At 69.8% G+C, this 26,976-nt stretch carries 21 protein-coding genes; 18 read left to right on the top strand and 3 right to left on the bottom strand.

What is annotated here, in order from left to right:
* The first annotated feature begins 30 nt into the window (after window positions 1-30).
* The 14 genes from ACXJJ3_RS05975 to ACXJJ3_RS05910 all read left to right on the top strand — a co-directional run bounded on the left by ACXJJ3_RS05975 (window position 31) and on the right by ACXJJ3_RS05910 (window position 20,493).
* The gene (locus ACXJJ3_RS05975; RefSeq protein WP_458171862.1) at window positions 31-2,238 is read left to right on the top strand and encodes a polyribonucleotide nucleotidyltransferase; all 2,208 of its coding nucleotides are present in this window, start codon (window positions 31-33) and stop codon (window positions 2,236-2,238) included.
* Window positions 2,235-3,548 carry a M16 family metallopeptidase gene (locus ACXJJ3_RS05970; RefSeq protein ID WP_458168937.1) on the top strand — a complete coding sequence of 438 codons (1,314 nt, stop codon included), beginning with the start codon at window positions 2,235-2,237 and terminating at the stop codon, window positions 3,546-3,548. Before ACXJJ3_RS05975 ends, ACXJJ3_RS05970 begins: the two co-directional genes overlap by 4 nt.
* 163 nt (window positions 3,549-3,711) lie before the next feature.
* Window positions 3,712-5,400 (top strand): ATP-binding cassette domain-containing protein, encoded by a 1,689-nt coding sequence (locus tag ACXJJ3_RS05965; RefSeq protein ID WP_458168936.1) that lies wholly within the window; start codon window positions 3,712-3,714, stop codon window positions 5,398-5,400.
* 42 nt (window positions 5,401-5,442) lie between these two features.
* Entirely contained in the window at window positions 5,443-7,212 is a 1,770-nt protein-coding gene (locus ACXJJ3_RS05960; RefSeq protein WP_458168935.1) for an ABC transporter ATP-binding protein, read from the top strand.
* On the top strand, window positions 7,209-8,966 hold the full coding sequence (locus ACXJJ3_RS05955; protein WP_458168934.1) for an ABC transporter ATP-binding protein: 1,758 nt from the start codon (window positions 7,209-7,211) through the stop codon (window positions 8,964-8,966). Before ACXJJ3_RS05960 ends, ACXJJ3_RS05955 begins: the two co-directional genes overlap by 4 nt.
* Window positions 8,967-9,249: 283 nt before the next feature.
* Window positions 9,250-10,830, top strand: a complete 1,581-nt coding sequence (locus tag ACXJJ3_RS05950) for a peptide ABC transporter substrate-binding protein (RefSeq protein WP_458168933.1) — start codon at window positions 9,250-9,252, stop codon at window positions 10,828-10,830.
* Window positions 10,827-11,753, top strand: a complete 927-nt coding sequence (locus ACXJJ3_RS05945) for an ABC transporter permease (RefSeq protein ID WP_458168932.1) — start codon at window positions 10,827-10,829, stop codon at window positions 11,751-11,753. The genes ACXJJ3_RS05950 and ACXJJ3_RS05945 overlap by 4 nt, the downstream gene beginning before the upstream one ends.
* The gene (locus ACXJJ3_RS05940; protein ID WP_458168931.1) at window positions 11,746-12,645 is read left to right on the top strand and encodes an ABC transporter permease; all 900 of its coding nucleotides are present in this window, start codon (window positions 11,746-11,748) and stop codon (window positions 12,643-12,645) included. The genes ACXJJ3_RS05945 and ACXJJ3_RS05940 overlap by 8 nt, the downstream gene beginning before the upstream one ends.
* A gap of 217 nt (window positions 12,646-12,862) precedes the next feature.
* Window positions 12,863-13,864, top strand: a complete 1,002-nt coding sequence (locus tag ACXJJ3_RS05935) for an ABC transporter ATP-binding protein (RefSeq protein ID WP_458168930.1) — start codon at window positions 12,863-12,865, stop codon at window positions 13,862-13,864.
* Complete coding sequence (locus ACXJJ3_RS05930; protein ID WP_458168929.1) at window positions 13,861-14,865, top strand: ABC transporter ATP-binding protein; 1,005 nt, start codon at window positions 13,861-13,863, stop codon at window positions 14,863-14,865. Before ACXJJ3_RS05935 ends, ACXJJ3_RS05930 begins: the two co-directional genes overlap by 4 nt.
* 29 nt (window positions 14,866-14,894) lie before the next feature.
* A complete protein-coding gene (locus ACXJJ3_RS05925) occupies window positions 14,895-16,691 on the top strand; it encodes a hypothetical protein (RefSeq protein ID WP_458168928.1) in 1,797 nt (598 codons plus the stop codon).
* 37 nt (window positions 16,692-16,728) lie between these two features.
* On the top strand, window positions 16,729-17,475 hold the full coding sequence (gene dapB, locus ACXJJ3_RS05920) for a 4-hydroxy-tetrahydrodipicolinate reductase (RefSeq protein ID WP_458168927.1): 747 nt from the start codon (window positions 16,729-16,731) through the stop codon (window positions 17,473-17,475).
* A 1-nt stretch (window position 17,476) separates the two neighbouring features.
* Entirely contained in the window at window positions 17,477-17,932 is a 456-nt protein-coding gene (locus ACXJJ3_RS05915) for a hypothetical protein (RefSeq protein WP_458168926.1), read from the top strand.
* Between the two features lie 95 nt (window positions 17,933-18,027).
* A complete protein-coding gene (locus tag ACXJJ3_RS05910) occupies window positions 18,028-20,493 on the top strand; it encodes an ATP-binding protein (RefSeq protein ID WP_458168925.1) in 2,466 nt (821 codons plus the stop codon).
* A gap of 355 nt (window positions 20,494-20,848) precedes the next feature.
* Here the strand turns inward: ACXJJ3_RS05910 and ACXJJ3_RS05905 are convergent, their stop codons facing one another.
* From ACXJJ3_RS05905 to ACXJJ3_RS05895, 3 genes are all read right to left on the bottom strand, one after another.
* On the bottom strand, window positions 20,849-22,546 hold the full coding sequence (locus ACXJJ3_RS05905) for an alpha/beta hydrolase (protein WP_458168924.1): 1,698 nt from the start codon (window positions 22,544-22,546) through the stop codon (window positions 20,849-20,851).
* Between the two features lie 61 nt (window positions 22,547-22,607).
* Window positions 22,608-23,210, bottom strand: coding sequence for an N-acetyltransferase family protein (locus ACXJJ3_RS05900; protein ID WP_458168923.1), 603 nt, complete (start codon window positions 23,208-23,210; stop codon window positions 22,608-22,610).
* 18 nt (window positions 23,211-23,228) lie between these two features.
* Complete coding sequence (locus ACXJJ3_RS05895; RefSeq protein ID WP_458168922.1) at window positions 23,229-24,413, bottom strand: DUF418 domain-containing protein; 1,185 nt, start codon at window positions 24,411-24,413, stop codon at window positions 23,229-23,231.
* Window positions 24,414-24,579: 166 nt separating this feature from the next.
* On the opposite strand from ACXJJ3_RS05895, the gene paaA reads away from it, so the two are divergent.
* Genes paaA through paaD form a run of 4 tightly spaced genes read left to right on the top strand, consistent with a single transcriptional unit; the run spans window position 24,580 to window position 26,958 of the window.
* Window positions 24,580-25,491 carry a 1,2-phenylacetyl-CoA epoxidase subunit PaaA gene (gene paaA, locus ACXJJ3_RS05890; protein ID WP_458168921.1) on the top strand — a complete coding sequence of 304 codons (912 nt, stop codon included), beginning with the start codon at window positions 24,580-24,582 and terminating at the stop codon, window positions 25,489-25,491.
* A complete protein-coding gene (gene paaB, locus ACXJJ3_RS05885) occupies window positions 25,488-25,766 on the top strand; it encodes a 1,2-phenylacetyl-CoA epoxidase subunit PaaB (RefSeq protein ID WP_458168920.1) in 279 nt (92 codons plus the stop codon). Before paaA ends, paaB begins: the two co-directional genes overlap by 4 nt.
* The gene (gene paaC, locus ACXJJ3_RS05880; RefSeq protein ID WP_458168919.1) at window positions 25,763-26,497 is read left to right on the top strand and encodes a 1,2-phenylacetyl-CoA epoxidase subunit PaaC; all 735 of its coding nucleotides are present in this window, start codon (window positions 25,763-25,765) and stop codon (window positions 26,495-26,497) included. Before paaB ends, paaC begins: the two co-directional genes overlap by 4 nt.
* Complete coding sequence (gene paaD, locus ACXJJ3_RS05875) at window positions 26,491-26,958, top strand: 1,2-phenylacetyl-CoA epoxidase subunit PaaD (RefSeq protein ID WP_458168918.1); 468 nt, start codon at window positions 26,491-26,493, stop codon at window positions 26,956-26,958. The genes paaC and paaD overlap by 7 nt, the downstream gene beginning before the upstream one ends.
* The last annotated feature ends 18 nt before the right edge of the window (window positions 26,959-26,976 follow it).

The following is a 26,976-nucleotide window of genomic DNA, read 5'->3' as shown; positions in this document are numbered from 1 at the left end:
TATCCCGTGTCGGGATCCACAAGTGCGCCGATGGACGGCGCCGACTTCGCTGAGGCCGTCATCGACAACGGCAGCTTCGGCACCCGCACCATTCGCTTCGAGACGGGCCGTCTGGCCCAGCAGGCCGCCGGCTCCGCCGCGGCGTACCTCGACGGCGACACGATGGTGCTCTCGGCCACCACGGCCAGCAAGAAGCCCAAGGACCAGTTCGACTTCTTCCCGTTGACGGTGGACGTCGAGGAGCGGATGTACGCCGCGGGCCGGATCCCCGGCTCGTTCTTCCGTCGCGAGGGCCGGCCGTCCGAAGAGGCCATCCTGACCTGCCGGCTGATCGACCGCCCGCTGCGGCCGTCGTTCGTGTCCGGCCTGCGGAACGAGATCCAGGTCGTCATCACGGTCCTGGCGCTGAACCCGGACAAGCTGTACGACGTGCTCGCGATCAACGCCGCGTCGATGTCGACGCAGCTCGCCGGCCTGCCGTTCTCCGGCCCGATCGGCGGCGTCCGCGTCGCGCTGATCGAGGGCCAGTGGGTGGCGTTCCCGACCCACACCGAGCTCGAGGACGCGGTCTTCGACATGGTGGTCGCGGGCCGGGTCACCGAGACCGGTGACGTCGCGATCATGATGGTCGAGGCCGAGTCCACCCCGGGCACCTTCGAGAAGGTCGCCTCCGGTGTGCAGGCGCCGACCGAGGAGATCGTCGCCGCGGGTCTGGAGGCCTCGAAGGGCTTCATCAAGACCCTGGTCGAGGCGCAGGCCGACCTGGCCGCGCGGGCCGCGAAGCCGACCGGCGAGTTCCCGCTGTTCCCGGACTACGCCGACGACGCGTTCGCCGCGGTCGAGGCCTCCGCGAGCGAGGAGCTCGCCCAGGCGCTGACCATCGCCGGCAAGCACGAGCGTGACGACGCCACCGACGCGGTCAAGGCCGCCACGGTGGAGAAGCTGGCCGCCGACTTCGAGGGCCGCGAGAAGGAGCTGTCCGCAGCCTTCCGCTCGCTGACCAAGAAGCTGGTCCGGCAGCGTGTGCTCAAGGACAAGGTCCGGATCGACGGCCGCGGGCTGACCGACATCCGGCCGCTGAAGGCGCAGATCGGCGTGCTCCCGCGGGTGCACGGCTCGGCGCTGTTCGAGCGCGGCGAGACCCAGATCATGGGTGTCACCACGCTGAACATGCTCCGGATGGAGCAGCAGCTCGACACGCTCTCCCCGGAGACGCGCAAGCGCTACATGCACAACTACAACTTCCCGCCGTACTCGACCGGTGAGACCGGCCGGGTGGGTTCGCCGAAGCGCCGCGAGATCGGTCACGGCGCGCTGGCCGAGCGGGCCCTGGTGCCGGTGCTGCCGAGCCGCGAGGAGTTCCCGTACGCGATCCGTCAGGTCTCCGAGGCCCTCGGCTCGAACGGCTCCACCTCGATGGGTTCGGTCTGCGCCTCGACGCTCGCGCTGCTGAACGCCGGCTGCCCGCTGAAGGCTCCGGTCGCCGGTATCGCGATGGGTCTGATCTCAGGTGACGTCGACGGCGAGACGCAGTACGTCGCGCTGACCGACATCCTGGGCGCGGAGGACGCGTTCGGCGACATGGACTTCAAGGTCGCCGGTACGAAGGACTTCGTCACCGCCCTGCAGCTGGACACCAAGCTGGACGGCATCCCGGCGAGCGTGCTGGCCGGCGCGCTGACCCAGGCCAAGGACGCCCGCCTGACGATCCTGGACGTGATGGCCAAGGCCATCGACGCGCCGGGTGAGATGAGCGAGTTCGCGCCGCGGGTCATCTCGGTGAAGGTCCCGGTCGACAAGATCGGCGAGGTCATCGGCCCGAAGGGCAAGATGATCAACCAGATCACCGAGGACACCGGCGCCGACATCTCGATCGAGGACGACGGCACGGTGTACATCGGCGCCACCGACGGTCCGTCGGCGGAGGCCGCCCGGGCCGCGATCAACGCGATCGCGAACCCGACCATGCCGGAGAAGGGCGAGCGCTACCTGGGCACGGTCGTGAAGACGACCAACTTCGGTGCGTTCATCAGCCTGCTGCCGGGCAAGGACGGCCTGCTGCACATCTCGAAGCTGCGTCCGCTGGCCGGTGGCAAGCGCGTCGAGGCGGTCGAGGACGTGCTGTCGGTCGGCCAGAAGCTGCAGGTCGAGATCGCCGAGATCGACGACCGCGGCAAGCTCTCGTTGATCCCGGTCATCGAGGGCGAAGAGAAGAAGGACGAGTCCGCGGCCGAGTGACTCGCGCAATCACGAGTACCCTGCTGAGCCCGGAGGCGGGCGGTCCGGTGAAACGGACCGTCCTGCCCTCCGGGCTCCGGGTTCTCTCCCAGTCGGTACCGGGCTTCCGCTCGGTCACTTTCGGCCTCTGGGTCGGCGTCGGTTCCCGCGACGAGCCCGCCCAGCTGGCAGGTGCGACGCACTTCCTCGAACACCTGCTGTTCAAGGGCACCGAGCGCCGCGACGCGCTCGAGATCTCCGCCGCGATCGACGCGGTCGGCGGCGAGATGAACGCGTTCACCGGCAAGGAGTACACCTGCTACTACGCGCGGGTGCTGGACACCGACCTGCCGCTCGCGGTCGACGTCATCTGCGACATGATCACCTCCGCGACGCTCACCGACACCGACGTGGAGAGTGAGCGGGACGTCATCGACGAAGAGATCGCGATGCACGCCGACGAGACGTCGGACCACATCCACGACCTGTTCGCCGAGCAGCTGTGGGGCAAGTCCCCGCTCGGCCGGTCGATCACCGGTACGCCGGAATCGGTCGCCGGCCTGTCCCGCCAGCAGGTGGCCGGCTGGTACCGCCGCCGCTACAAGCCGTCGAACATCGTCGTCTCGGTGGCCGGCAACGTCGACCACGCCGACGTCGTCCGCCTGGTCCGCAAGGCGTTCGAGCGGCACTGGGTGACGGCCGAGGCCGAGCCGATCGCGGTCCGCCGCGGCGCGGCCCGGCGGGTGCCGACGTACGGCGGGGTGCAGGTGCATCACCGCGACGTCGAGCAGGCGCACCTGGTGCTCGGGATGCCCGGGCTGGTGCGCAGCGACGAGCGGCGCTACATCGCCGGCGTGCTGCACGGGATCGTCGGCGGCGGGATGTCGTCGCGGCTGTTCCAGGAGGTGCGGGAGAAGCGCGGGCTGGCGTACTCGGTGTTCACGTTCGGCTCGGCGTACGCCGACTCCGGCATGGTCGGCGTGTACGCGGGCTGTCTGCCGAAGAAGGCCCCCGAGGTGCTGGACGTGATCCGCGGCGAGCTCGAGGCGATTGCCCAGGGCAACATCACCCCGGACGAGCTGCTCCGCGGCAAGGGCCAGATGCGCGGCTCGGTGGTGATGGGCCTGGAGGACACCGGCGCCAAGATGACCCGGATCGCCAAGGCCGAGCTGGTGTACGGCGAACTCCCGACCGTCGACGAGATCCTGCACCGCATCGACGCGGTCACCCTCGACGACGTCACGAACCTGGCCGCCGAGCTGTACGCCGGCGCCCCGGCCCTGACCGTGATGGGCCCCTTCGACGAGAACACCGGCGCCTTCACGGTCTGACGTTCGCGGGGTAATGTGCCCTGAAACACGTCATCGTGATCTGCTACTGGATCCCTGGACGCACGGGCAGGGCCCGCTTGCTGGGATGACACGCAATTTGCGGCCGACGTGAGCGGCGCCGGGGACCCGGCGTCAGCTCCGGCCTGCGTGCAAAGGGATCCTCGTGTTCGACGCGTTCCGTGCTGTCCGTGATTCATTGACCGACGCCGTCCGGATCACTCCGGGACGGCTGGCGACGTACTCCGTTCTGCAGTTGCTGCTGGCGGTGCTGCCGGGTATGCAGGTGGTGCTGATCCGTCAGCTGGTCGAAGGGCGGGATCGCTGGGGGCCGTTGCTCGGGCTGACCGTTGTGGTCGGGGCGATGTACCCGTTGACGCAGGTGGCGAACACGATCGGGCAGCGGATGATGTTGCGGCTCCGGCTGGCGTTGCGGGTGGAGCTCGCGGAGGTCGCGGCGCGGCTGAGTCCGAGCCGGCTGGCCGAGCCCGCGGTGGTGCGGGACCTGGAGGCGAGTCAGGCCGCGACGCATCCGATGAGCGATGTGGCCGGGAAGCCGGTCCAGGTGCTCAGCGCGGCGGCGACGGCCGTCGTACTGTGCGTGGCGATCGCGTCGATCAACCTGGTGTCGGGGCTGCTGGTGCTCGCCGCGCTGGCGCCGACGGTGCTCGCGTTCACGTTGATCTCACGGATGGAGGCGACGGGCTGGCCGCGGGTCGCGGAGCACGAGCGCAGGGCGGCGTACGCGACCGAGCAGTTGATCCAGCAGCGCCCGGGGACCGAGCTGGCGGTGCTCGGGTCCGGGTGGAAGGTGGCCGGGTTGGTCGCGGAGAGCCGGACCGCCGCGACCGGGGTCCTCGACCGGATGGTGCGGGCGGCGATGTTCTACGAGCTGGGGGCGGCGTTCGTGACGGTGCTGCTGTTCGGCGGGGCCCTGATGACACTGATGGCACTGGGCGGTTCGAGTGCGGGGGCGGTGGCGGCGGTCGCGGGGACGGTCTCCGGGTTGAATGCGATCCGGCAGTGCGGGTACGCGTTCGGCACCATCGTGACGGCCGCACCGCAGGCGGCGATCTACCGGCGGTTCGTGCGCAGCGTGCCCGCGGCGGGGCGTCGTACGGTGCGGCGGCGGGTGGATTCTGTTGCCTTGGACAACGTGACGTTCCGGTACCCGGGGGCGGTGCAGCCGACGCTGCGCGGGGTACGGATCGAGGCGCGGCGGGGTGAGCTGGTGGCGCTGGTCGGCGTCAACGGGGCGGGGAAGTCGACCGCGATCAACCTGCTGGTCGGGAGCCTGCGGCCGGACGGTGGGCGGGTGCTGATCGACGGCGTGGACGCGGCCGGGATGGGCGAGGCGGAGCGGCTCGCGCACTTCGGGCTGCTGGTGCAGGAGTTCGGGCGCTTCGAGTTCACGCTGCGGGAGGCGGTCGCGCTCGGCGCGCCGGAGGAGGTGGGGGACCGGCAGGTGCGTGGGGCGTTGGCGGGGACGTTCGCCGCGGACCTGCCGCTGGACACGCAGCTCGGGCAGCAGTGGGGCGGTACGGGGATCTCCGGCGGGCAGTGGCAGCGGCTGGCGCTTGCCCGGATCCGGCTGCGGGACGCGGGCATCTGGATCCTCGACGAGCCGACGTCGGCGATCGACGCGGAGGCGGAGCAGGAGATCTTCGCCGAACTCCGCCGTACCAGCGCCGCCCGGATCACGATCGTGGTCTCCCACCGGGCGTGGACGCTGCGGGAGATGGACCGGATCTACGTCGTCGACGACGGCCGGGTGGTCGAGGAAGGCACCTACCACCACCTGATCAGCCGCCCCGAAGGCCGTTTCGCCCGCCTCTTCGCCGCACAGAACGAGTAATCCGCTGGTAGGTTGGCCGGTTCGTGCGGAAGGGTGGGGAAGATGCCGTCCGACTCCGGGATTCTGCGGTTCGCCGAGGTGGCGTGGCGGGCTGGGCGCGGGTTGTTCGTGACGAGCGCGGCGACGATCGTGCTGTCTGCCGCCGCGCCGGTGGGGACCGTGGTCGCGATCGGTCAGGTTGTCGCGGCGGTCGTCCACGGTGAGTCCGGGCGGGCTGTGGCCTGGGCTGTCGTTGCTGCCGGGTGCCTGTTGGTGCAGTGGCTCGCGGGGGTGCTGCAGCGGGCGTCGGCGACGGCGTTGGGGGAGCGGGTCGACGCCGTACTGCAGCATGAGCTGATGCGGGCGGTGGCGGCGCCGGCCGGTGTGCGCCATCTGGAGGATCCGGCGACCGCGCAACTGATCGAGGTCGGGCGCGACACGCTGCGAGCGGACTGGGCGCGCCCGGGGCGGCTGGTGAGCACCATCGGCGGGCTGGCGACCGGACGGGCGGTGCTCGTTGCGTCGGGCATCATCCTCGGCGGTTTCCACTGGTGGCTCGGCGCCGGTCTGCTGGTCGCCGGCGTCTGGGCGGCGTACGAGGACAAGGTCGCCTCCCGGACCGAGGCCGGTCACCACTACGGCGCGACCGAGTCCGCCCGCCGGATGCGGTACTTCGACGACCTCGGCAGCACGCCGCCCGCCGCGAAGGAGATCCGCCTGTTCGGCCTCCCGGAGTACGTCGTCGCGCGGCACGGCGAGACCTGGGTGCAGACGATGGAACGCGTCCTGAACCGCCCTGGCCGCCGCCCGCTGATCGCGACCGCGGCGCTCGGCGTCGTCGTGCTGACCGGCATCGTGCTGGTGGTCCGCGAGGCGACGGCCGGCCGCCTGTCCGCGGGCGCGACCGCGACGTACGTGCAGACGTTCCTGATCGCGCTCGGCGGCATCCAGCAGTCGTCCTGGACCGGCCTCCAGACCGAACTCGCCCTCGCCACCCTCCGCCGGTACGACGAGGCGCTGCAGGCGGTCGCCGTCGTACCGACCGACCGGGGGACCGCCCCGGCGACCGGCCTGCCGACCCGCGCGATCGCCTTCCGCAACGTGTCGTTCGGCTACCCGGCCGGCGATCGCCAGGTACTGCGCAACCTCGACCTGACGATCCCCGCGGGACAGTCGCTCGCGATCGTCGGAGCGAACGGCGCCGGCAAGACGAGTCTGGTCAAACTCCTCTGCGGCCTGTACGAACCGACCGACGGGACGATCACGGTCGATGGCGTCGACCTGAGCGACCTGGCCGTCGACGACTGGCGCCGCCGGCTCGCGGTCGTCTTCCAGCAGCCGCTCCGGCTCCCGCTGTCGGCGTACGACAACGTGCGCTTCGGTCGCGCCGACGGGTCACCGGACGCGGCCGTCGAACGGGCCGGAGCGACGAGCGTCGTCGACGCGCTGCCGAACGGCTGGGACACGATCCTCTCCACCGAGTTCGACGGCGGCGTCGAGCTCTCGGGCGGGGAGTGGCAGCGGCTCGGTCTCGCCCGGGCGCTGTACGCCGTACAGCACGGCGCCAAGGTCCTGATCCTGGACGAACCGGCCGCGCACCTCGACGCCCGCTCGGAGGCCGAGCTGTACCGCCGCTTCCTCGACCTGACCGCGGGGTTGTCGACGATCCTCATCTCGCACCGGTTCTCGACGGTCCGGCAGGCGTCGTCGATCGTCGTGCTCGACGACGGCCGGGTGATCGAGCAGGGCTCGCACGACGCGCTGCTCGCGCTGGACGGCAGCTACGCCCGGATGTTCCGCCTGCAGGCCGCACGTTTCGAGGAGCCGGCATGAAGTCGTGGATCAGCACCGCCCGGCTGCTGATCGGGCTCGGCTGGGAGATCGGGCCGGGCCTGTTCCTGCTGTACACCGCCGTCACGATGTCGAGCTTCGTCAGCCCGCTGCTGTTCGCGCTCGCGGTCCGGCCGCTGGTGGACGGCGTGGTGTCCGGCGAACCAGGGCGGATCGTTGCCGGTGGCATCGGAGTTGCGGTCGCGCTGATCCTCGTCCTGGTCGCCCCGATCGGCTACCGGTGGGCGACGATCCGGATGCGTGAGCGGTCCGGCTTCGTCGCCGAGCGCCGGGTCCTGCGACTGGCCGCGGGCGCGCCGCGGATCGAGCACTTCGAACGGCCCGACTTCCTCGACCGCCTGCAGTCGTTGCGCCGTGAGGCGTCCGAACTCGGCGACAGCGTCACACTGCCGTTCATCGCCCCGCTGGTCGTCGCGCAGCTGGTGATCAGCACGGTCCTGCTCGCGAACCTCGAACCCGTCCTCGCCCTGCTCCCGCTCGTCGCCCTTCCGGCGCTCTGGCTGAGCCGCCGCGCCGAGCAGCTCCGCCGCGGTGCCGAGCTGGCGGCGGCCCCGCACCGCCGCCTCGCCCAGCAGCTCTTCATGGTCTCGGTCGCGCCCTCGTCGGCGCAGGAGATCCACGTCGCGTCCCTCGGCGACGAACTCCTCCGCGAACATGCCCGCGCGACCGGCGACGCGAACCGGATCGCCCACACGGCGCTCTTCCGGTCGGTCCTGATCGGCGCGGCCGGCTGGTCGCTGTTCCCGATCGCGTACGTCGGCGCGCTGCTGATCGTCCTCCGCGAGGCGACCGCCGGCCGCGTGACCCCCGGCGACGTGGCGCTGGCGATCGCGCTCGCCGGTGCCGTCGTCAGCGCGGCGAACCGAATCCTCGACCTGGCCGGATCCGTACTCCGCGTCCGCACCTCGGCCGAGCACTACTTCTGGCTCGCGGACCAGGCGCGGTACGAGCCGGGCCGGACGCCGGCGCCGGACCGGCTCACGCACGGGATCGAGCTGAAGAACGTGACCTTCGGGTACGGCGACCGGCTCGCGCTGCCCGGGACGGACCTGTTCCTGCCGGCCGGGAAGACCGTCGCGATCGTCGGCGAGAACGGCGCGGGCAAGTCGACCCTGGTGAAGCTGCTCACCGGTATGTACCGCCCGCGCTCCGGCGAGGTCCTCGTCGACGGCGTCGACCTGGACGCGCTCGACCTCACGCAGTACCGGCAACGCATCAGCGCCGGCTTCCAGGACTTCGTCAGGTACCAGCTGACCGTGGGTGAGGCGGTCGGTGTCGGCGGTCTGGACGAGCCGCCGGCGCGGGTCCGGACCGCGATCGGCAAGGCCGACGCGCCGTTCGTCGACGAGCTGCCGAACGGCCTCGACACCCAGCTCGGTACGTCGTGGGCCGACGGCGTCGAGCTCTCCGGCGGGCAGTGGCAGAAGCTCGCGATCGCCCGGGCGCTGGTCCGGCCGGCACCGCTGCTGATGATCCTCGACGAGCCGAGCGCGTCGCTGGACCCGCAGACCGAGGCCGCCCTGTTCGACCGGCTGGCCGCCGAGGCGCGGGCCGGCCGGGCCGACGGGCGGATCACGCTGCTGATCTCGCACCGGTTCTCGACGGTCCGGTCCGCGGACCTGATCGTGGTCCTCGAGGACGGCCGGGTGACCGAGCGCGGTACGCACGCGGAGTTGCTTGCGGACGGCGGAACGTATGCGGAGCTCTACAGTCTGCAAGCGGCCGGTTACCGCTGATAATGCGCAGCTGTGCGCAAAGGCGAGGTTTGCCACAAACCGGGCTGTCATCTGATGACTCTGGCGCACTGATCTGATTAAGTGAGGGTTCGCTTCACAACCAAGGGCTGGTCATCTGAGGTCTTGGCAAAGTAACGCTCACGTTACGCGCCGCCGCTTTGCGTCTGACAACGTTGACATGCGCAGTTTCGACCAGCCACCATGACGCTTGTTCCGCCCGCCTAGCGGCCCTCCCGCCGAGGAAGTTGGTTTGACCGTGCGACGTCTGACTGGGGTTGTGGGGGTGGCACTCGGCCTTGCGCTGGTGCTCGCCTCCTGTGGAGACGGCAAGAGCAGCAGTGGAGGCGGCTCCGGCGCCAAGAGCGAGACCATCGCGATGGTCGCCGACCCGCTGGAGTACATCAACCCGCTGAACGACAACGGCAGCCCGGGGATCGGGATCGCGATGGCGATCTTCGCGCCGCTGGTGCAGACCGATCCGGAGACGGGCAAGCTGCAGAACGTGATGGCCGACTCGGTCACGCCGGACAAGACCAGCCAGACCTGGACGATCAAGCTGAAGGCCGGGAACACGTTCCAGAACGGCCAGCCGCTGACCGCGAAGGACTACGTGGACAGCTGGAACATGACCGCGATGGGCTCGAACGGCTGGAAGAACAACGGCTTCTTCTCCAAGGTCGAGGGCTACGACGCGATGAACCCGCCGACCCCGGACGGCGCCACGCCGAAGCCGACGTCGGTGAAGACGCTCAGCGGCCTGAAGCAGATCGACGACCTGACCTTCTCGGTGAAGCTCAAGGTGCCGTTCTCGCAGTTCGGGCTGACGCTGCAGTACCTCGGTCTGGCGCCGCTGCCCGAGGAGGTCCGGAAGAACCCGGACGCGTACAAGCGCAAGCCGATCGGCAACGGCCCGTACAAGATGGCGGGCGACTGGAACGCCGGTGACGACATCAAGCTCACCAAGTGGGACGGGTACAAGGGTCCGCAGATCCCGCAGGCGGACAACATCACGTACAAGTTCATCCCGAACGGCGACACGGCGTACAACGAGTTCCTGGCCGGGAACCTGGACTTCGTCGACGTCCCGCCGACCAAGGTGAAGAGCTTCAAGACCGACGCCCCGGACCAGTGGGTGACCAGCATCAGCTCCGGTGCGAACTACCTGGTGATCCCGGCCTGGGACGCGCGGTTCAAGAACCCGAAGCTGCGGCACGCGTTCTCGGAGGCGATCGACCGGAAGGCCTTCGCCGACCTGGTCGGGCTGTCCGAGCCGGCCAAGGGCCTGGTCGCGCCGGACATGGCCGGCTACCGCGCCGACGCCTGCAAGTACTGCGACTTCGACGCCTCGAAGGCGAAGGCCGACTTGGCCGCGGCCGGTGGCTTCTCCGGGCCGCTGAACATCAACTACAACACCACGTCGGCGACCGGGCAGATCTTCGCCGAGGCGATCGGCAACATGCTCCGGCAGAACCTCGGCCTGCAGGTCAAGTACACCGGCAAGCAGGGCTCGGAGATCACCACGCTGGCCGACTCGCACAAGCTCGACGGCCTGCGGTTCAGCGGCTGGGGTCACGACTACCCGTCGATCGAGGACTACCTGACGCCGATGTTCAAGTCCAACGGTGACGCGAACTTCGCCCACTACGCGAACCCGGCGCTGGACGCCGTCCTGGCCAAGGGTGACGCCGAGCCGGACCCGGAGAAGGCGATCAAGCTGTACCAGCAGGCCGAGGACATCGCGCTCGAGGACATGCCGCTGATCCCGCTGTACACCAAGTCGAACGCGTACCTGCACTCGGCGAAGATCCAGCCGCGGGTCTCGAAGTACGTCGGCGTCTCGGCACTCTGGGCGACCTTCAAGTGATCCGTTTCGTCCTCCGCCGCATCCTCGCGGCGATCCCGATCGGCCTGATCGTCACGCTGGGGGTCTTCGCGCTCGTGTTCGCGATGCCCGGGGACCCCCTGCGCGAACTGGCCGGCGACAAACCGATCCCGGCCGTGGTGCTGGCCGCCAAGCGGGCGCAGTACCACCTGGACGACCCGTTCATCGTCCAGTACCTGCTGAGCATGAAGGACATCCTGACCGGGCACTTCGGCACCACGTTCGCCGGTGCCGACATCGGCGAACAGCTCCGGCTGCGGATCCCGGTGACGCTGAAGCTGGCCACGATGAGCCTGGTGTTCCAGTGGGTGCTCGGGCTGATCTTCGGGATCTATGCGGGCTTCAAGCGGAACGGCTGGGTCGACCGGTCGTTGCTGCTGGCAACACTCGTGCTGCTCGCGATCCCGGGTCTGGTGGCGTACTTCGCCGCGCAGTACCTGTTCGCGGTGCGGCTCAAGTGGTTCCCGGTGTCCGGCGTACTGGAAGGCTATCCACGGTCGTACCTGCTGCCCGCGCTGGTGATTGGTGTGCTCGGCTTCGCCGGGCTCGGCCGGTTGATGCGGACCTCGATCGTGGAGACCGTGAACGCGGACTTCGTGAAGACCGCGCGGGCCAAGGGCCTCGGCGAGCAGCGGGTGCTCTGGCGGCACATCCTGCCGAACGCGTTGCTGCCCGTCGTCACGTTCATCGGCCTGGACCTGGCCGGGCTGTTCGGCGGCGCGATCATCACCGAGAGCATCTTCAACCTGCCCGGGCTCGGCCAGTTCATGTTCCAGGCGGTCAAGCTGAAGGAGGGCGGCGTGGTGGTGCTGCTGTGCACGCTCGCGTTCATCTCGTTCATCCTGATCAACCTGCTGGTCGACGTGCTGTACGGCGTCCTGGACCCGAGGGTGCGCAATGTCTGAACAGATCTCCGCGGCCGTCGGCGCCGAGGCGCAGGAACTCGGCGACGGCCGGACCCTGTCGAACCGCGAGCTGCTGCGGGCGCTGCTGCGCAAGCCGCAGTTCATCGTCTGCAGCCTGCTGCTCCTGCTGTTCTTCGCGATGGCGGCGGTGCCGAAGCTGTTCACGTCCGTCGACCCGCGGTTCTGCGAGCTCGCCAAGAGCCGGCAGGGCCCCGGGCCGGGGCACCCGTTCGGGTTCGACATCCAGGGCTGCGACTACTTCGCGAACGTCGTGTACGGCGCCCGCCCGTCGGTGCTGGTCAGTATCTGCGCGAGCTTCGGGGCGTTCCTGCTGGCCGGGACGCTCGGCCTGCTGGCCGGGTACTTCCCGGGTGCGGTCGACGCGCTGATCTCGCGGACCGCCGACGTGCTGTTCTCGATCCCCGGCATCGTGGTGCTGATCGTGATCCTGAACTCGGTGCAGGACCGCAGCATCTGGATCATCGTCGGCGTCATCCTGGTGATCAGCTGGCCGGGCGGGATGCGGTTGATGCGGGCCACGGTGTTCTCGGTCCGGAACCGCGAGTACGTGCTGGCGGCCCGCTCGATCGGGGTGCCGCCGTTGCGGATCCTGCGCAAACACGTGTTCCCGAACTCGATGGCGCCGCTGCTCGCGATGACGACGCTCGGCATCGGCGGCATGGTCGGCCTGGAGGCGGCGCTCACCTTCCTCGGCGTCGGCCTGCAACCGCCGTCGATCTCGTGGGGCTCGCAGTTCGGCGTCGCGGCGTCGTACCGGGACACCCCGCACCTGTTCATCTGGCCGGCGGTCTTCATCTCCACGATGACGATCTCGTTCATGATCATCGGCGACTCGATCCGGGACGCCCTCGACCCGAAGTTGCTGCGATGACTGCCCATATTCCTCGCCTCCGGCTCGGTGAGTCATCGGGCTTGACCTCCCGGTCTTCCCTCGTCGTTACGGTCGCTGTGCTGAATGCCGCGACTCCGTCGCGGCGGGTCCTGGGGCTGTTGCTCCCGGTCTTCCCTCGTCGCTCCGCTCCTCAGTCCAGACCGGGAGGCCCCAGGACCGGGCTCCCTCCACTCCTCAGTCCAGACCGGGAGGCCCGATGACTGCTACTGGCGAAGTACTGCTCAAGGTCGACAACCTGACCGTCGAGTTCGACACGCCGCGGGGCTCCGTCCGGGCCGTCGACGGCGTGTCCTGGCAGGTGCGGGCCGGCGAGACGCTGGCGATCCTGGGGGAGTCCGGGTCGGGCAAGAGCGTCTCGACCCAGGCGCTGACCGGGATCCTGGAGATGCCGCCGGGGCGGATCGTGTCCGGGACCGCGGAGTACCGCGGCGAGGACCTGATCGCGATGAGCGTGAAGGAACGGCGCAAGATCGTCGGGAACCGGATCACGATGGTGTTCCAGGACTCGCTGTCCGCGCTGAACCCGGTGCAGTCGGTCGGCACCCAGATCGCCGAGTGCTACCGCGTGCACCGCGGGATGTCCAAGAAGGACGCGATGGCGAAGGCTGCCGAGATGCTCGACCGGGTCCGGATCCCGGCCGCGGCCAAGCGCGTCCGGGACTACCCGCACGAGTTCTCCGGCGGGATGCGGCAGCGCGTGATGCTGGCGATGGCGCTCGCCCTCGACCCCGACGTACTGATCGCCGACGAACCCACGACGGCGCTCGACGTCACCGTGCAGGCGCAGATCCTGGAACTGATCGCGGAGCTGCAGGCCGAGCGGGACATGGGCGTCGTACTGATCACCCACGACCTCGGCGTGGTCTCCGACGTCGCCGACAACGTGGTCGTGATGTACGCCGGGCACGTCGTCGAGCGGGCCGCGACGTCGGCCGCGCTGGCGAACCCGGTGCACCCGTACACCGAGGGCCTGCTCGGGTCGATGCCGTCGGCCGACCTGAAGGGCCGCGAGCTGCCGACCATTCCCGGTACGCCGCCGTCGCTGTTGGCGATTCCGTCCGGCTGCGCGTTCCGGCCCCGGTGCCCGATCGCGGTCGACGACTGCGCGCTCGACGTACCGCCGCTGCTCACGGTCGCCCCCGGCCGGGACGCGGCGTGCATCCGGCGTACGACCCTCGCCGCGAAGGAGGCCGTGTGAACGAGTTGCTGGTGGCAACGAATGTCGTGAAGCACTACGACATCAGCCCGGCGCTGAGCTTCGGGACCAAGACCATCGTCCGCGCCGTCGACGGCGTCGACCTGACGCTGCGCAAGGGCGAGTCGCTCGGCATCGTCGGCGAGTCCGGCTGCGGGAAGTCGACGCTGGTCCGGCTCCTCGCGGCGCTGGAGAAGCCGACCGAGGGCCAGATCGCGTACGGCGGCGTCGACGTCAGCAAGCTCCGCGGCCGTGAACTGCGGCGGTGGCGGCGCAACGTCCAGGTCGTGTTCCAGGACCCGTACTCCGCCCTGAACCCACGGATGCGGGTCGGCGAGATCGTCGGCGAGCCGCTCCAGGTCCACCCCGACGTCTCGAAGGGCGTCGACATCCGCAAGCGGGTCCGCGAACTGCTCGAACTGGTCGGTCTCCGCCCCGAGGACGAGACGAAGTTCCCGCACCAGTTCTCCGGCGGCCAGCGGCAGCGGATCGGGATCGCCCGCGCGATCGCGCTCAACCCCGACGTACTGCTGTGCGACGAGCCGGTGTCGGCGCTGGACCTGTCCGTGCAGGCGCAGGTGGTGAACCTGTTGATGCGGCTGCAGCGCGAGCTCGGCCTGAGCATCATCTTCGTCGCGCACGACCTGTCCGTCGTCCGGCACGTCTCGGACCGGGTCGCGGTCATGTACCTCGGCAAGGTCGCCGAACTGGGCCAGCACCAGCAGGTGTACGACGTCCCCGCCCACCCCTACACGCAGGCCCTCCTGTCAGCCGAACCCGGCCTGGCCCGCCAAGGCCGGCAACGCATCGTCCTGGCCGGCGACCCACCGTCACCAGTCTCCCCACCCACCGGCTGCCGCTTCCACACCCGCTGCCTCCGCGCCACCGACAAGTGCAGCACCGACGTCCCCGAACTCCGCGAACTCACCTCCGGCCAAACAGTCTCCTGTCACTTCGCCGAGGAGGCGCAGGCGGAGTACTCCGCAGGCGTAGCTGCGGGATAGCGCAGGAGTGATGGCCTAGGGTTGCGGCCGTGAAGATAGTTTCCCCGGCAAGCAGACGTTTCGTGCTGCTCGCCGGGGTGACCGCGGTCGCCACCGGCCTCGCGCTGTGGTGGATCGTGGCCGCGGCCCTGGCCGCCGGCAAGGGGTTCGACATCACCGACGAGGGCTACTACCTACTCTCGTACCGGTGGTGGCACAACAACCCGCTGGCGCTGACCGGCGTGCAATACCTGTACGGACCGGTCTTCCAGTTGCTCGGGTACAGCATCCCCGGGCTCCGCGTGTTCCGGCTGTGCACGGTGGTCGTCGTCCACGTCCTGTTCGGGTACACCTTCATGCGCTGGCTCCGCGGCCGGCGTCCGGCGATCCCGCCGACGCGGTGGTTCGAGGCGGCGGGTACGGCGGTGATCCTCGCGGCCGGTGGGATCTGTTACGCCTGGCTGCCGTTGTCGCCCGGGTACAACGACGTCGTCCTGCTCGGCGCGCTGCTGCTGATCTCCTGCGTGCTGTGGATGGCCACGGCTGTCGACCGCGGTACGCCGGCGCCGTTCTGGGTACCGGTCGTGGCCGGTCTGGTGATCGGCGCGATGGTGCTGGCCAAGTGGACGTCGGTCGCGCTGATCGGGCTGATCGTGCTCGCCGCGATCGTCGTACTGGCCGCCCAGGGATGGCGGGCCGTTGCCCGCGGCATCCTTTTCGCGCTCGTCGGTCTCGCGGTCGCGGTGCTGTTCGTCCACTTGATCGTGATCCGCCTGAACGTCGCCGTGCCGGGGATCCTGACCGTCAACCGGTTCATCGCGGGCACGTCGTACTCGCCGACGGAACTCCTGCACCACTACTGGACGACCGGCCTCACCCTCCTCGGGCGCACACTCTGGTATCACGGCCTGCTACTGGTAGCCACCGCCGTCGCGGTCGTCGCACGTCCGCGCGCGGTCCGCCGCGTCGCGATCGCCCTCGCAGTCCTCGGGCTCGCCGTCTCGGCCTGGCGCATCATCGGGTACGGCGGTGCGGCCGGCGGGACCGTCCACGTCTCGACGTACCCGCCGACGCTGCTCGCCGCGGTCCTGGTGACCGTCGTGGCCGCGGCCGGCGCGGTGATCGGCTGGCGGGCCGGTGTGACCGAATGCTCGCGGCTGTGCCGGGAGAACACCCGGACGTGGGTGCTGCTCGTCCTGCTCCTGCTGCTCCCGCTCGTGCAGGCCTTCGGCACGAACACCCCGCTCTACGTGATCGGCTTCAACGCGTTCGCCGCCTGGGCCGCGCTGATGATCGCCGTACTCACGGGGATCTGGGCGACACCGGTCACGGCCCGGGCGATCGTCGGCGTCGTACTCGTGGGGTCACTCGTCGCGACCACGACCATCGCGTTCACGGGCCTGACGAAGTACCCGTACCGCTCGCCGCCGACATCGGAGCTGACCGCTGCCGCGACCCAGCCGGCCCTCAAGGGGCTCCGGCTCACGCCGAAGAACGAGCAGGCGTACAGCAGGCTCACCGAGGACCTCCGCCCGTACCTCAAGCCAGGCCGCCCGATCCTCGCGCTCGACAAGATGGCCGGGCTGGTGCTGATGCTCGGCGGCCGTCCGCTCGGCGAGGCCTGGATCGCGCCCACCGAACGCGCGCGGACCGTGGCCGGCATCGAGGAGGTCTGCCGGAAGAAGCGCCCGGTCCCGGCGCCGCTGATCATCCTGAACCGTGCGATCACCGACCAGGACATCACCGCTCTGCGGTCCTGCGGTCTGGACTTCCACGCCGACTACCGGCAGCTGGCGCCGCCGCGGCAGACCATGGACCTGCTGGTCTGGGTGCCGAAGGCCGGATGAGATCCTGGTGTCCTCCTAGGGACGAGGGTGTGTGCGGATGATCAAGGTCGGTGTGCTGGGGGCCAAGGGCCGGATGGGTGCTCAGACGTGCCTTGCGGTCGAGGAGGCTGCCGACTGTGAGCTGGTCGCGCAGCTCGACCAGGGGGACGACCTGCAGGAGCTGGTGAAGGCCGGGGCCGAGGTGGTTGTCGACTTCACGCGGCCCGAGGTCGTGATGGACAACCTGGCCTGGTGCATCGAGCACGGGATCCACGCGGTCGTCGGGACCACCGGCTTCGACGACGCCCGGCTTGCGACCCTTCGCGAGCAGCTTGCGAAGTCGCCGGCGACCGGGGTGCTGATCGCGCCGAACTTCTCGATCGGCGCCGTGCTGATGATGCGCTTCGCCGCCCAGGCCGCGCGGTACTACGAGTCCGTCGAGATCATCGAGCTGCACCACCCCGACAAGGTCGACGCCCCGTCCGGTACGGCGCGGCGGACCGCGGAGCTGGTTGCGCAGGCGCGCCGGGAGGCCGGGGCGCCGCCGATCCCGGACGCGACGACGACGGCGCTGGACGGTGCCCGCGGTGCGGACGTGGACGGGATCCGGGTGCACGGCGTCCGGCTGCGGGGGCTGATCGCGCACCAGGAGGTGCTGTTCGGCGACGAGGGCGAGACGCTGACGATCCGGCACGACTCGATGGCCCGGGTGTCGTTCATGGCCGGTGTCCTGCTCGGTGTCCGGCGGATCGGCGCCGCGCCGGGTCTCACCGTCGGCCTCGAGCACTTCATGGACCTGTCCTGAGATGAAGGCCAAGCAGACCGCGTTCGTGCTGGCGGTCGTGTTTGTGGTGTACGCCGTCCTGATCGGCTGGCGCGGCGTGCTGCTGATCGGTACCGGGGAGCCGGTCGCCGTCGTGCTCGGGATCGCCGTCCTGGTGATCCCGCTGCTCGGCGCGTACCTGGTCTGGCGGGAGATCCGGTTCGGGCGGCAGACCGAGGTACTGGCCCGCGAGCTGGAGGCGGCCGGCGGGCTGCCGGTCGACGACCTGCCGCGGCGGCCGTCCGGGCGGATCGACCGTACCGCCGCGGATGCGGCGTTCGGGCGGTACCGGGCGGAGGCAGAAGCGGCGCCGGACGACTGGCGGGTGTGGTTCCGGCTGTCCACGGCGTACGACGCGGCCGGCGACCGGCGGCGGGCCCGGGAGACGATGCGGAAGGCGATCGGGCAGCACGCCGGCGACAAGCTCGCCGGGAGCTGAGACGAATGCCTGACAACCCGGTGTGGTTCGGGCTATTTTCGGGAGGGTACGTGGCAGCCGCCACGTAGAGGTCGGAGACTGGGTGGGGCCGTCCTGTGCCGTCAGACGGGTCTCGCCGCGGCTCGGACGACGTGCAGGGGGCTGGATTCGGTGGCCTGCTGCGCCGGCACCGGCGGGAGGCGGGGCTGTCGCAGGAGGGGCTGGCGGAGCTTGCCGGTCTGAGCGTCGACGCGATCGCGGCACTGGAACGAGGACGCCGCCGTGCGCCGCGGGCGCAGACGTTGCGGCTGCTCGCCGATGCCCTGCGGCTAGGCGACCAGGACCGGTTGCGGCTCACCGCCGCGGCCCGTCAGGAGACCGACACCGCCCGGATGCCGCTGCGTCCGCCGCCGGTCCCGACCAGCGAACTGGTCGGCCGCAGCACCGAGCTGACCACGACGACTCGCCTGCTCAGGCAGCGCATCACCCGGTTGCTGACGCTGACCGGTCCCGGCGGGGTCGGGAAGACCCGGCTGATGCAGGCGGTCACGAGCCAGGTCGCGGACGCCTTCCAGGACGGGGTGTGCTGGGTTCCGCTCGCGCCGCTCACCGATCCGGAGGCCGTCGTACCGGCGGTGGCCGAAGCCATCGGTCTGCAGAGCCGGCTCGCGAGCGACATCGCGGAGCAGATCGGCCGCAGCGCGATCCTGCTCGTCCTCGACAACTGCTCGCACGTACTCGCGACCGTCGAGGATCTGTGCGCCACGCTGCTCGAGTACTGCCCGAACCTGTCGATCCTGCTGTCCAGCCGGGAGCTGCTGCGCGTGGCCGGCGAGAGCGTGTACGTCGTCCCGGCGCTGAGCCTGCCGTACGACGAGGACCACCTGGAGTCGTCCGAGGCGGTACGGCTGTTCGTGGAGCGCGCGACTGCCCGCGGGTACGACCCGACCGGGCAGCTCGACCAGGTGGCGCGCGTGGTGCGCCGGCTCGAAGGCATGCCGTTGGCGATCGAGCTGGCGGCGGCGCGGACGACCGTCATGACGATCGAGGAGCTGGCGAGCGAGCTGGAGACGTCGTTCGGCATCCTGGCCGGCGGATCGCGGACGCTGTCGCCGCGGCAGCAGTCGATGTACGGCGCGATCGAGTGGAGTCATGCGCTGCTCACATCGGCCGAGCAGGAGATGTTCGCGCAGCTGTCGGTGTTCAAGGGCGGCTGGACGCTCGGGGCGGCGACGGCGGTGCTGAGCGGCGTACGGACGCGGGTCGAAGGGCTCGACCTGATCGGGCGGCTGGCGGACAAGTCGCTGATCAAGGTGGCGCGGCGCGACGGGGTCACGCGGTACTACATGCTCGCGGTGATCCGGGAGTTCGCGGCCGATCGGCTGGACGCCGCGGGGGATGCCGACGCGACGGCCGCGCGGCATGCGACGTACTACCTGAGCCTGACCGAGGAGGCCGAGGGGCGGCTGCGCGGGCCCGAGCAGCGGGAGTGGCTGGACCGGCTGGAGGCCGAGCTGGCGAACCTGCGGGCCGCGATGGCGTGGTCGGTGCGGACCGGCGCGGTCTCCGAGGCTTTACGGCTTGCTGGTGGGTTGTGGCTGTTCTGCTATCTCCGCGGTCATTATGCCGAGGGGAGTCAGTGGCTCGAGCGTGCGTTGGGCCTCGGCGATGCGCCGGACCTCGCGCCCGCGCGGGCGAAGGCGAACCTCGGGTCCGGGACGTTGGCGTTCCTGCAGTGCGAGTACGACGCGGCGACGGAGCGGCTGCAGCTGGCGTTGACGCAGTACAAGGAGCTTGGCGACAAGGCCGGTACGGCGATGGTGCTGCAGCGGCTCGGGGGAGTGGCGCGGGAGCGCGGGGACTACGTCGCGGCGGAGGATCTGCACTGTGAGAGCTACGACCTGTACGAGAGCCTCGGCGATCGGGCGGGGATGGCGTGGGCGCACAACCACCTCGGGTTCGTCGCGTGGTTGCGGGGGGATCTCGAGATCGGGGCCCGGCGGTGCCGGCGGGCGCGGGACAGCTTCCGGGTGGTCGGGGACGGCGAAGGGCTCGCCTGGTCGCTGATCAGCCTCGGGACGATCGCGCAGTACGGCGGGGAGCTCGTCGAGGCGGAGGAGCTGCTGCAGGAGAGTCTCGCGTTGTCGCAGCAGCTCGGGTACCGCGAGGGGGTGGCGTGGTCGCTGAACCAGCTCGGGATCGTCGAGCGGCGGCGTGGGCTGACCGAGCGCGCCGTACACCTGCTCGACGAAAGCCTTGCCGAGCATCGGGATCTGGGGGACCGGTGGCGGTCGGCCAGCGTGCTCGAGGAACTGGCCGCGGTCGCCCAGCATCGTGGGCGGAGCGAGTACGCCGCGTTCCTGCTCGGAGCCGCCGACGAGGTCCGCGAGGTCATCCAGGCACCGGTACCGCGCATCGAACAACCCGACTACGAATCCACCCGCACAGCCGTCGAATCCTCCCTCGACCGCCAAACCCTCCACACAGCCTGGTCAGCCGGCCGATCCGCCCCGTTAGCCGCCGTAGCCGACGGCTACCCGCCAGGCCCACGACCACAGGATCGGACCCGAGACACGCTGTGAAACGTGCTGGAGCCTCGCGAGGCACCACGACCTGGGGGATCGACGGTGCCCCGCGAGGGATCTGGAGATGCGTGACCCGACCGGCTGTGTTCTGTCCGACCCTGCCCCCGGGTCGTCGGCAGTCCCCCCACCCGCACAGCCGGCCGAAGCCACGTCCGGCGTAGGCCGTCGTCGAGCCCTCCCAGTCGACGCCCGGTCCTCCGCGCTGAATCAAGCGTGCCGTGATCACGCTGCGTCGCACAGGGACGCAACCCTGACATCTCCCTGACAACTATGTCCTGACAACGAAATCATTCCCCGGAATTCGCCCACCGTGACCACCCGGTCGCGAATTCCGCAGAATGTCAAACGCTCGTTACCGAAGATATCCGGAAACGGCTTTCGTGAATCCGGCGATCTTTTGTAAAGGAGCGCCTTCGACCGCTTCGGCGCCCGGCACCTCCGGCCCTGGCGCCAAGATCCCCTCGCCGCGGCAGCTGACGTCCGCCGTCGGCGCGACCCCGGTGCTGAGGAACGCGTTGACGATCCGGTCCGCGCACCGGTTCACGCCGCCGTACACGCCGTGGTCGCCCTCACCCGTGACAGTCACCAGCCGCGAGCCGGCGTACCGCTCGTGAGCCGCGACCGCGAGCCCGTAGTTCGTCGCGGGGTCGTGGACCGACTGCACCATCAGCGTCGTGGGCAAGCCTTTGCCCGTAGGCGTTGGCATTGTGAGGTTCGGGCGCTTCCAGGAGAAGCACGGGTTCTCGGCCATCGTCCAGCCGGTCAGCGGGTAGTGCGGCCCGAGCCGGGCGGCGAGCTGTTCGCCGTACTCGCTGCCCTGCGGCCACGGTGTGTCGTTGCAGGTGATCGCGGTGAAGGTCGCGTTCTCGGAGTCGACCTCGCCGAGCATCCGGAGCCCGATCGGCGCCCGGTGCGCGCGTTCGACGAGCTGCTGCTGACGGGCCGCCGGGAGTGCGTCGACCTGTCGTTGCGCGGCCCGCGGACCACCTTTTGCCTGCGCCGCGGAAAGGCCGGTCAGAAAACGCAGATCGGTGGCCAGGGAATGGAAGTCCAGCTTCGAGTACAAATCCCCGGTGACCATCTGGTCGAGGGCGTTCTCGTCGTACGTGATCTTCACCGCGCCGTCCAGGAACTCCTCGGTCGCCGGCGCCGCCTTGAGCGCGCGCCGTAACCGTTCGTACAACCGGATCACCGCTCCGGGCGACGACCCGAGGTGCAGGTCGGCGTCGTACTTCGCCGCCCAGGGCGCGAAGTCCTCGCGGAACCGGCGTTCGAACGCCTGCGGCTGGCCGCTGAACGTGTCCAGCCAGGTCCCGGTGAAGTCGGTGTTCGAGTCCAGTACGAAGCGGCCGACGTGGTCGGGGAAGTACGTCTGGTAGTACGCGCCGAGCCAGGTGCCGCCGGAGTACCCGACGTAGTCCATCGTGTCGAAGCCGAGGAGCTGCCGGATCAGGTCCATGTCCTGCACGGTCTGCGCGGTCGTGATGTACGGCATCAGGCCGCGGGACTGGCTGTCGCAGTACGGCTGCGTGAGTTGGGACGCCGCGTTCACCAGCGCGCGGGTCTGCGGATCCCGGTCGCGCGCGTCCATCGTGTACCCGGGCGCACCCTCACAGCTGACGTTCGAGCTGCCGCCGGTGCCGCGCGGGTCGAACCCGACCGCGAGGTGGTCCTTGGCGATCCCCGGCTGACTCGCGAGGTACGGCGCCATCCCGAGCCCGGCGCCACCCGGTCCGCCCGGGTTGCCGAACACGACCCGGCTCGGCGTGCCCTTGGCCGGAGCCACCTTGCTGACCGCGATCTGCAGGTCGTTGCCGGCGTACTGGTTCGCCCAGTCGCGCGGGACGGTGATCTTCGCGCAGTACGTGCGGAGGTCGTCCTCGCCGCACTTGGTCCAGGCGGGTTTCTGCTTCAGGTACTTGGTCGCCACCGGATGCGGCCGGTCGACGACGGTGGCGGATTGCATCGAGGCCGTCGCCCCCGATCCCGGGACGACGAGGACAGTGACGGCGGAAAGCCCTAGGCCGACGGCCAGGGTGAGGTACTTCATGCAGACTCCAACAGATGGCCACGCGTGATCGGTCCGTGACAATCTGTCATGCCTGCCGGAGCTACTCCGCGCCGGGGTCGGTGTGCAGCCGGATCTGCTTGATGCGCACGGACTCGTCGCCGTACAGGTCGAGCTCGCGGTGCGCGCCGTCCGGCGCCCAGCCGGCCTCGGTGTAGAAGGCGCGCAGGACGTCGTCGGTCGTGTTCACCCACGCGGTCACCCGGCTGAAGCCGTCCGCGCGGGCGGTGTCGACGACCGCGTTCAGCAGCCGCGAACCGTGCCCGGCGCGGGTCGCCTCGGGGCTCACCGCCAGCTCGGCGACCAGCGCGTCGTGCTGCTGGTCCGCGTCCGGGTCGTCGGACGGGGTGATGGCCGCGAAGCCGACCGGGGTCCGGTCGGCCAGCGCGACCAGGACCCGGTTCCGCGCCTCGCCCGGGGCCAGCAGCGCGGCCCGCCACTGGGCCGCGAACTGGGCCGGGTTCAGATCGGCGAGGACCTCGGCCGGCAGCAGCCCGGCGTACGACGCCCGCCAGGCCGCCACCTGGATCTCGCCGATCTCGTTCGCCTCCGCGGGCAACGCGAGCCGGACGCTGGTCTCGGCGATCGGTGCGGCAGCGGACAGATCGGAGAGGTTGGCGGGTTCCGGAACGCCGAAGTCACTCATGAAAGCAATCCTCGCAAGTCAGTACACGAGCCGGCGCAGCAGGGTCTCGGCCGGGCCGCGGTACGACCGGAGGCTCATCGCGTACGCCCCGATCACCGACACGATCCAGACGCCGATCGCGACCAGCGCCGCGGTGTACGCCGTACTCCCGAACCGCAGGTCCAGCGTGAACGGAGCCAGCAGGAGCATCCACGACACCGACTGGAACAGGTAGCCCGACAGCGAGCGCTGACCCAGCGCGGAGATCGCCCTGACCGGCAGCGAGCGGTTGCGGATCCGCAGCACGATCAGGCCGAACAGGGCGACGTACCCCGGCCCGCCGAACATCCCGGACACGTGCGACAGCAGGCTCGCCGAGTCCACCGCGGCCTGGTCGACGTGCAGCCAGCCGGCGCCGATCAGCGCGAGCGGCAGACCGCCGGCGAAGGTGATGCCGAGGCAGCCGGCCGCGACCCGGGTCAGCAGGGTCTTGTGGGCGGCGGGGTTCTCCAGCAGCTGCTTGCGGGCGGCCCAGATGCCGAGCCAGACGATGATGATGAACGGGATCACGCTGGCCGCGTGTACCGGGTACTCGTGCAGGCGGTCGACCAGGCTGCCGAGGTACGACGAGGCGCCGAGCGACGGGTTCGGGGAGTTGGTGAGCGCGTGCGCGGGGCCCGAGCTGGTGACGATCGAGAGGATGGCCTTGGCGGCGACGAACAGCGTCTCGAGGGTCATGAACGCCCAGATGCCGAGCACGATCCGGTGGAACTTGTCGCCGCGGTTGATCAGGAACAGCGTGCAGATGATGCCGACGATGCCGTACGCGCCGAGGAAGTCACCGAAGTACAGCAAGGTCGCGTGCACGACGCCGAACGCGATCAGCCAGGCGTTGCGCCGGACGAGGATCCGCCGGACGGCGGAGGTGGTGGCGCCGGAGGCCTGCTGGCGGCGGGCCAGCTGGACCAGGCCGTAGCCGAACATCACCGCGAACACCGGGTACGCCCGGGCGTCGACGAAGGTCAGCTTGAGGAAGTTGAGGATGCGCTCGAAGCCGTGCGGCGCGCTCTCCACGCCGGGCTGGCCGGCGAACGCGAAGTTCGCGCTGTTCGCGAGGCCGATCAGCAGCAGCATCGCACCGCGGATCAGGTCCGGTGCGAGCGCACGCTCGCGTCCGGTGACCGGGCCGCGGTGGTCGGCCGTAGGAGTAAGGGTGGTGGTCACGGGGTCCTCCGGGGAAACTGTTTAGCCCTTGAACGGAATGACTCCATCCTGGTTCCGCGCGACCGGGCTCCCCAGTGCGGCAAACCCACTTCCCGAGGTGGGTTCAGCACCACCTTTGTGACACTCGTTGTTGATTCTGAGAAAAAGTGTCACATATGCTGGGGGTATGGACAGCTTCCAGGCGACCATCGACGCCGACGGCCGGATCGAGCCGCGGGACGCGATGCCGGAGGGGTACCGCAAGACCCTGATCCGGCAGATCGCGCAGCACGCGCACTCCGAGATCATCGGCATGCAGCCCGAGGGCAACTGGATCAGCCGGGCGCCGTCGCTGCGCCGCAAGGCGATCCTGATGGCCAAGGTGCAGGACGAGGCCGGCCACGGTCTCTACCTGTACGCCGCCGCCGAGACCCTCGGCGTGGACCGCGCGGACCTGCTCGACCTGCTGCACGCCGGGAAGCAGAAGTACTCCAGCATCTTCAACTACCCGACGCTGACCTGGGCCGACATCGGCGCGATCGGCTGGCTGGTGGACGGCGCCGCGATCGTCAACCAGGTCCCACTGTGCCGTTGCTCGTACGGGCCGTACGCGCGGGCGATGGTGCGGGTCTGCAAGGAGGAGTCGTTCCACCAGCGGCAGGGGTTCGAGATCCTGCACACGCTGTGCAACGGGACGCCCGGGCAGAAGGCGATGGCGCAGGACGCGCTGGACCGCTGGTGGTGGCCGTCGCTGATGATGTTCGGCCCGCCGGACTCGGCGTCCACGCACTCGGAGCAGTCGATGGCGTGGGGGATCAAGCGGCACAGCAACGACGAGCTGCGGCAGCGGTTCGTGGACATGACCGTTCCGCAGGCCGACGTACTCGGTCTCCGCGTCCCGGACGACGGGCTGGTGTACGAGGACGGGCACTACCGGTTCACCGAGCCGGACTACGCGGAGCTGTACGAAGTTGTCAAGGGCAACGGTCCGTGCAACGAGCAGCGGCTCTCCCGCCGGGTGAAGGCGCACGAGGACGGTGCGTGGGTTCGGGAGGCGGCTGCTGCTTATGCGGCCAAGAAGGAGGCTCGCGCCGCATGATCGAGCCACTGTGGGAGGTCTTCGTCCGCTCGCGCCGCGGGTTGTCGCACGCGCATGTCGGCAGCTTGCACGCGCCGGACGCGACAATGGCATTGCGGAACGCGCGGGACGTGTACACACGTCGGCAAGAGGGTGTGTCGATCTGGGTCGTGCGCGCGTCCGACATCACCGCGTCGTCGCCGGACGAGAAGGACGAGTTCTTCGACCCGGCCGGCGACAAGGTCTACCGGCACCCGACGTTCTACCAGGTCCCGGAAGGTGTCGAGCACCTGTGAGCGACCTGTCCGACTACGCGCTCCGGCTCGGTGACGACGCGCTGATCGCGGCGCAGCGCACCGGCGAATGGATCGCGGCAGCGCCGCAGCTCGAGGAAGACGTTGCGCTCGGCAACATCGGGCTGGACCAGCTGGGCCAGGCCCGGTCGCTGCTGCAGTACGCCGGGTCGCTGACCGGGCGGACCGAGGACGAGCTCGCGTACTTCCGGGACGAGCGCGAGTTCCGGAACCTGCTGCTGTGCGAGCTGCCGAACGGGGACTTCGCGTTCGCGATGGCGCGGCTGCTGTACTTCGCGACGTACCAGCAGCTGCTGTACGACGAACTGCGGTCCTGCGCCGACGAGACGTTGGCGGGGGTCGCGGGGAAGGCGGTGAAGGAGGTCGCGTACCACGTCGACCACGCGACCCAGTGGGTGCTGCGTCTCGGTGACGGCACCGACGAGAGTCATGGCCGGATGCAGGCCGCTCTGGACGCGTTGTGGCCGTACACCTCTGAGATGTTCTCATCGGATCCTTTGGTCCAGCGCCTGCCGGTCGCCGTCGACCCGTCGCGTTTGCAGGACGCCTGGAACGAAAGGGTTCTGGCCGTCGTCGACGAGTCCACCTGTGAGCGGCCTTCGTCGTCGTACCAGCACAGCGGTGGTCGTGAAGGACGCCATACCGAGCACATGGGGTACCTGCTCGCCGAACTGCAGCACATCGCGCGATCCCATCCGGGTGCGACATGGTGACCGATGCCGCGATCCTGGAAGCCGTCGGCGAGGTCACCGACCCCGAGATCCCGGTCCTCACGATCGCCGACCTCGGCGTCCTCCGCGGCCTGCACCACGACGCCGACCAGGTCGTCGTGACCATCACTCCGACGTACTCCGGCTGCCCTGCGATGGACCTGATCCGCCACGAGGTCGAGCTGACCCTCCAGTCCCTGCACGTCAACGGCCGGGTGGAGACCGTCCTCTCGCCGGCCTGGACCACCGACTGGATGACCGAATCCGGCAAAGCCAAGCTCACGGCCTACGGGATCGCGCCACCCACTCACGCCGTGCCTGTCCTGCTGCGGTTGAGCATCCGCTGCCCGTTGTGTGGCTCGCCGAACACGACGGAGCTCAGCCGCTTCGGCTCCACGTCCTGCAAGAGCCTTTGGCGCTGCAACGACTGCAAAGAACCCTTCGACCACTTCAAATCCCTGTGAACAACAAACACAGCAAGG

It is taken from the genome of Kribbella sp. WER1 (assembly GCF_054189145.1).
The sequence above is the reverse complement of the archived record's forward strand: the minus strand, read 5'-3'. Positions and strand labels throughout refer to the sequence as shown.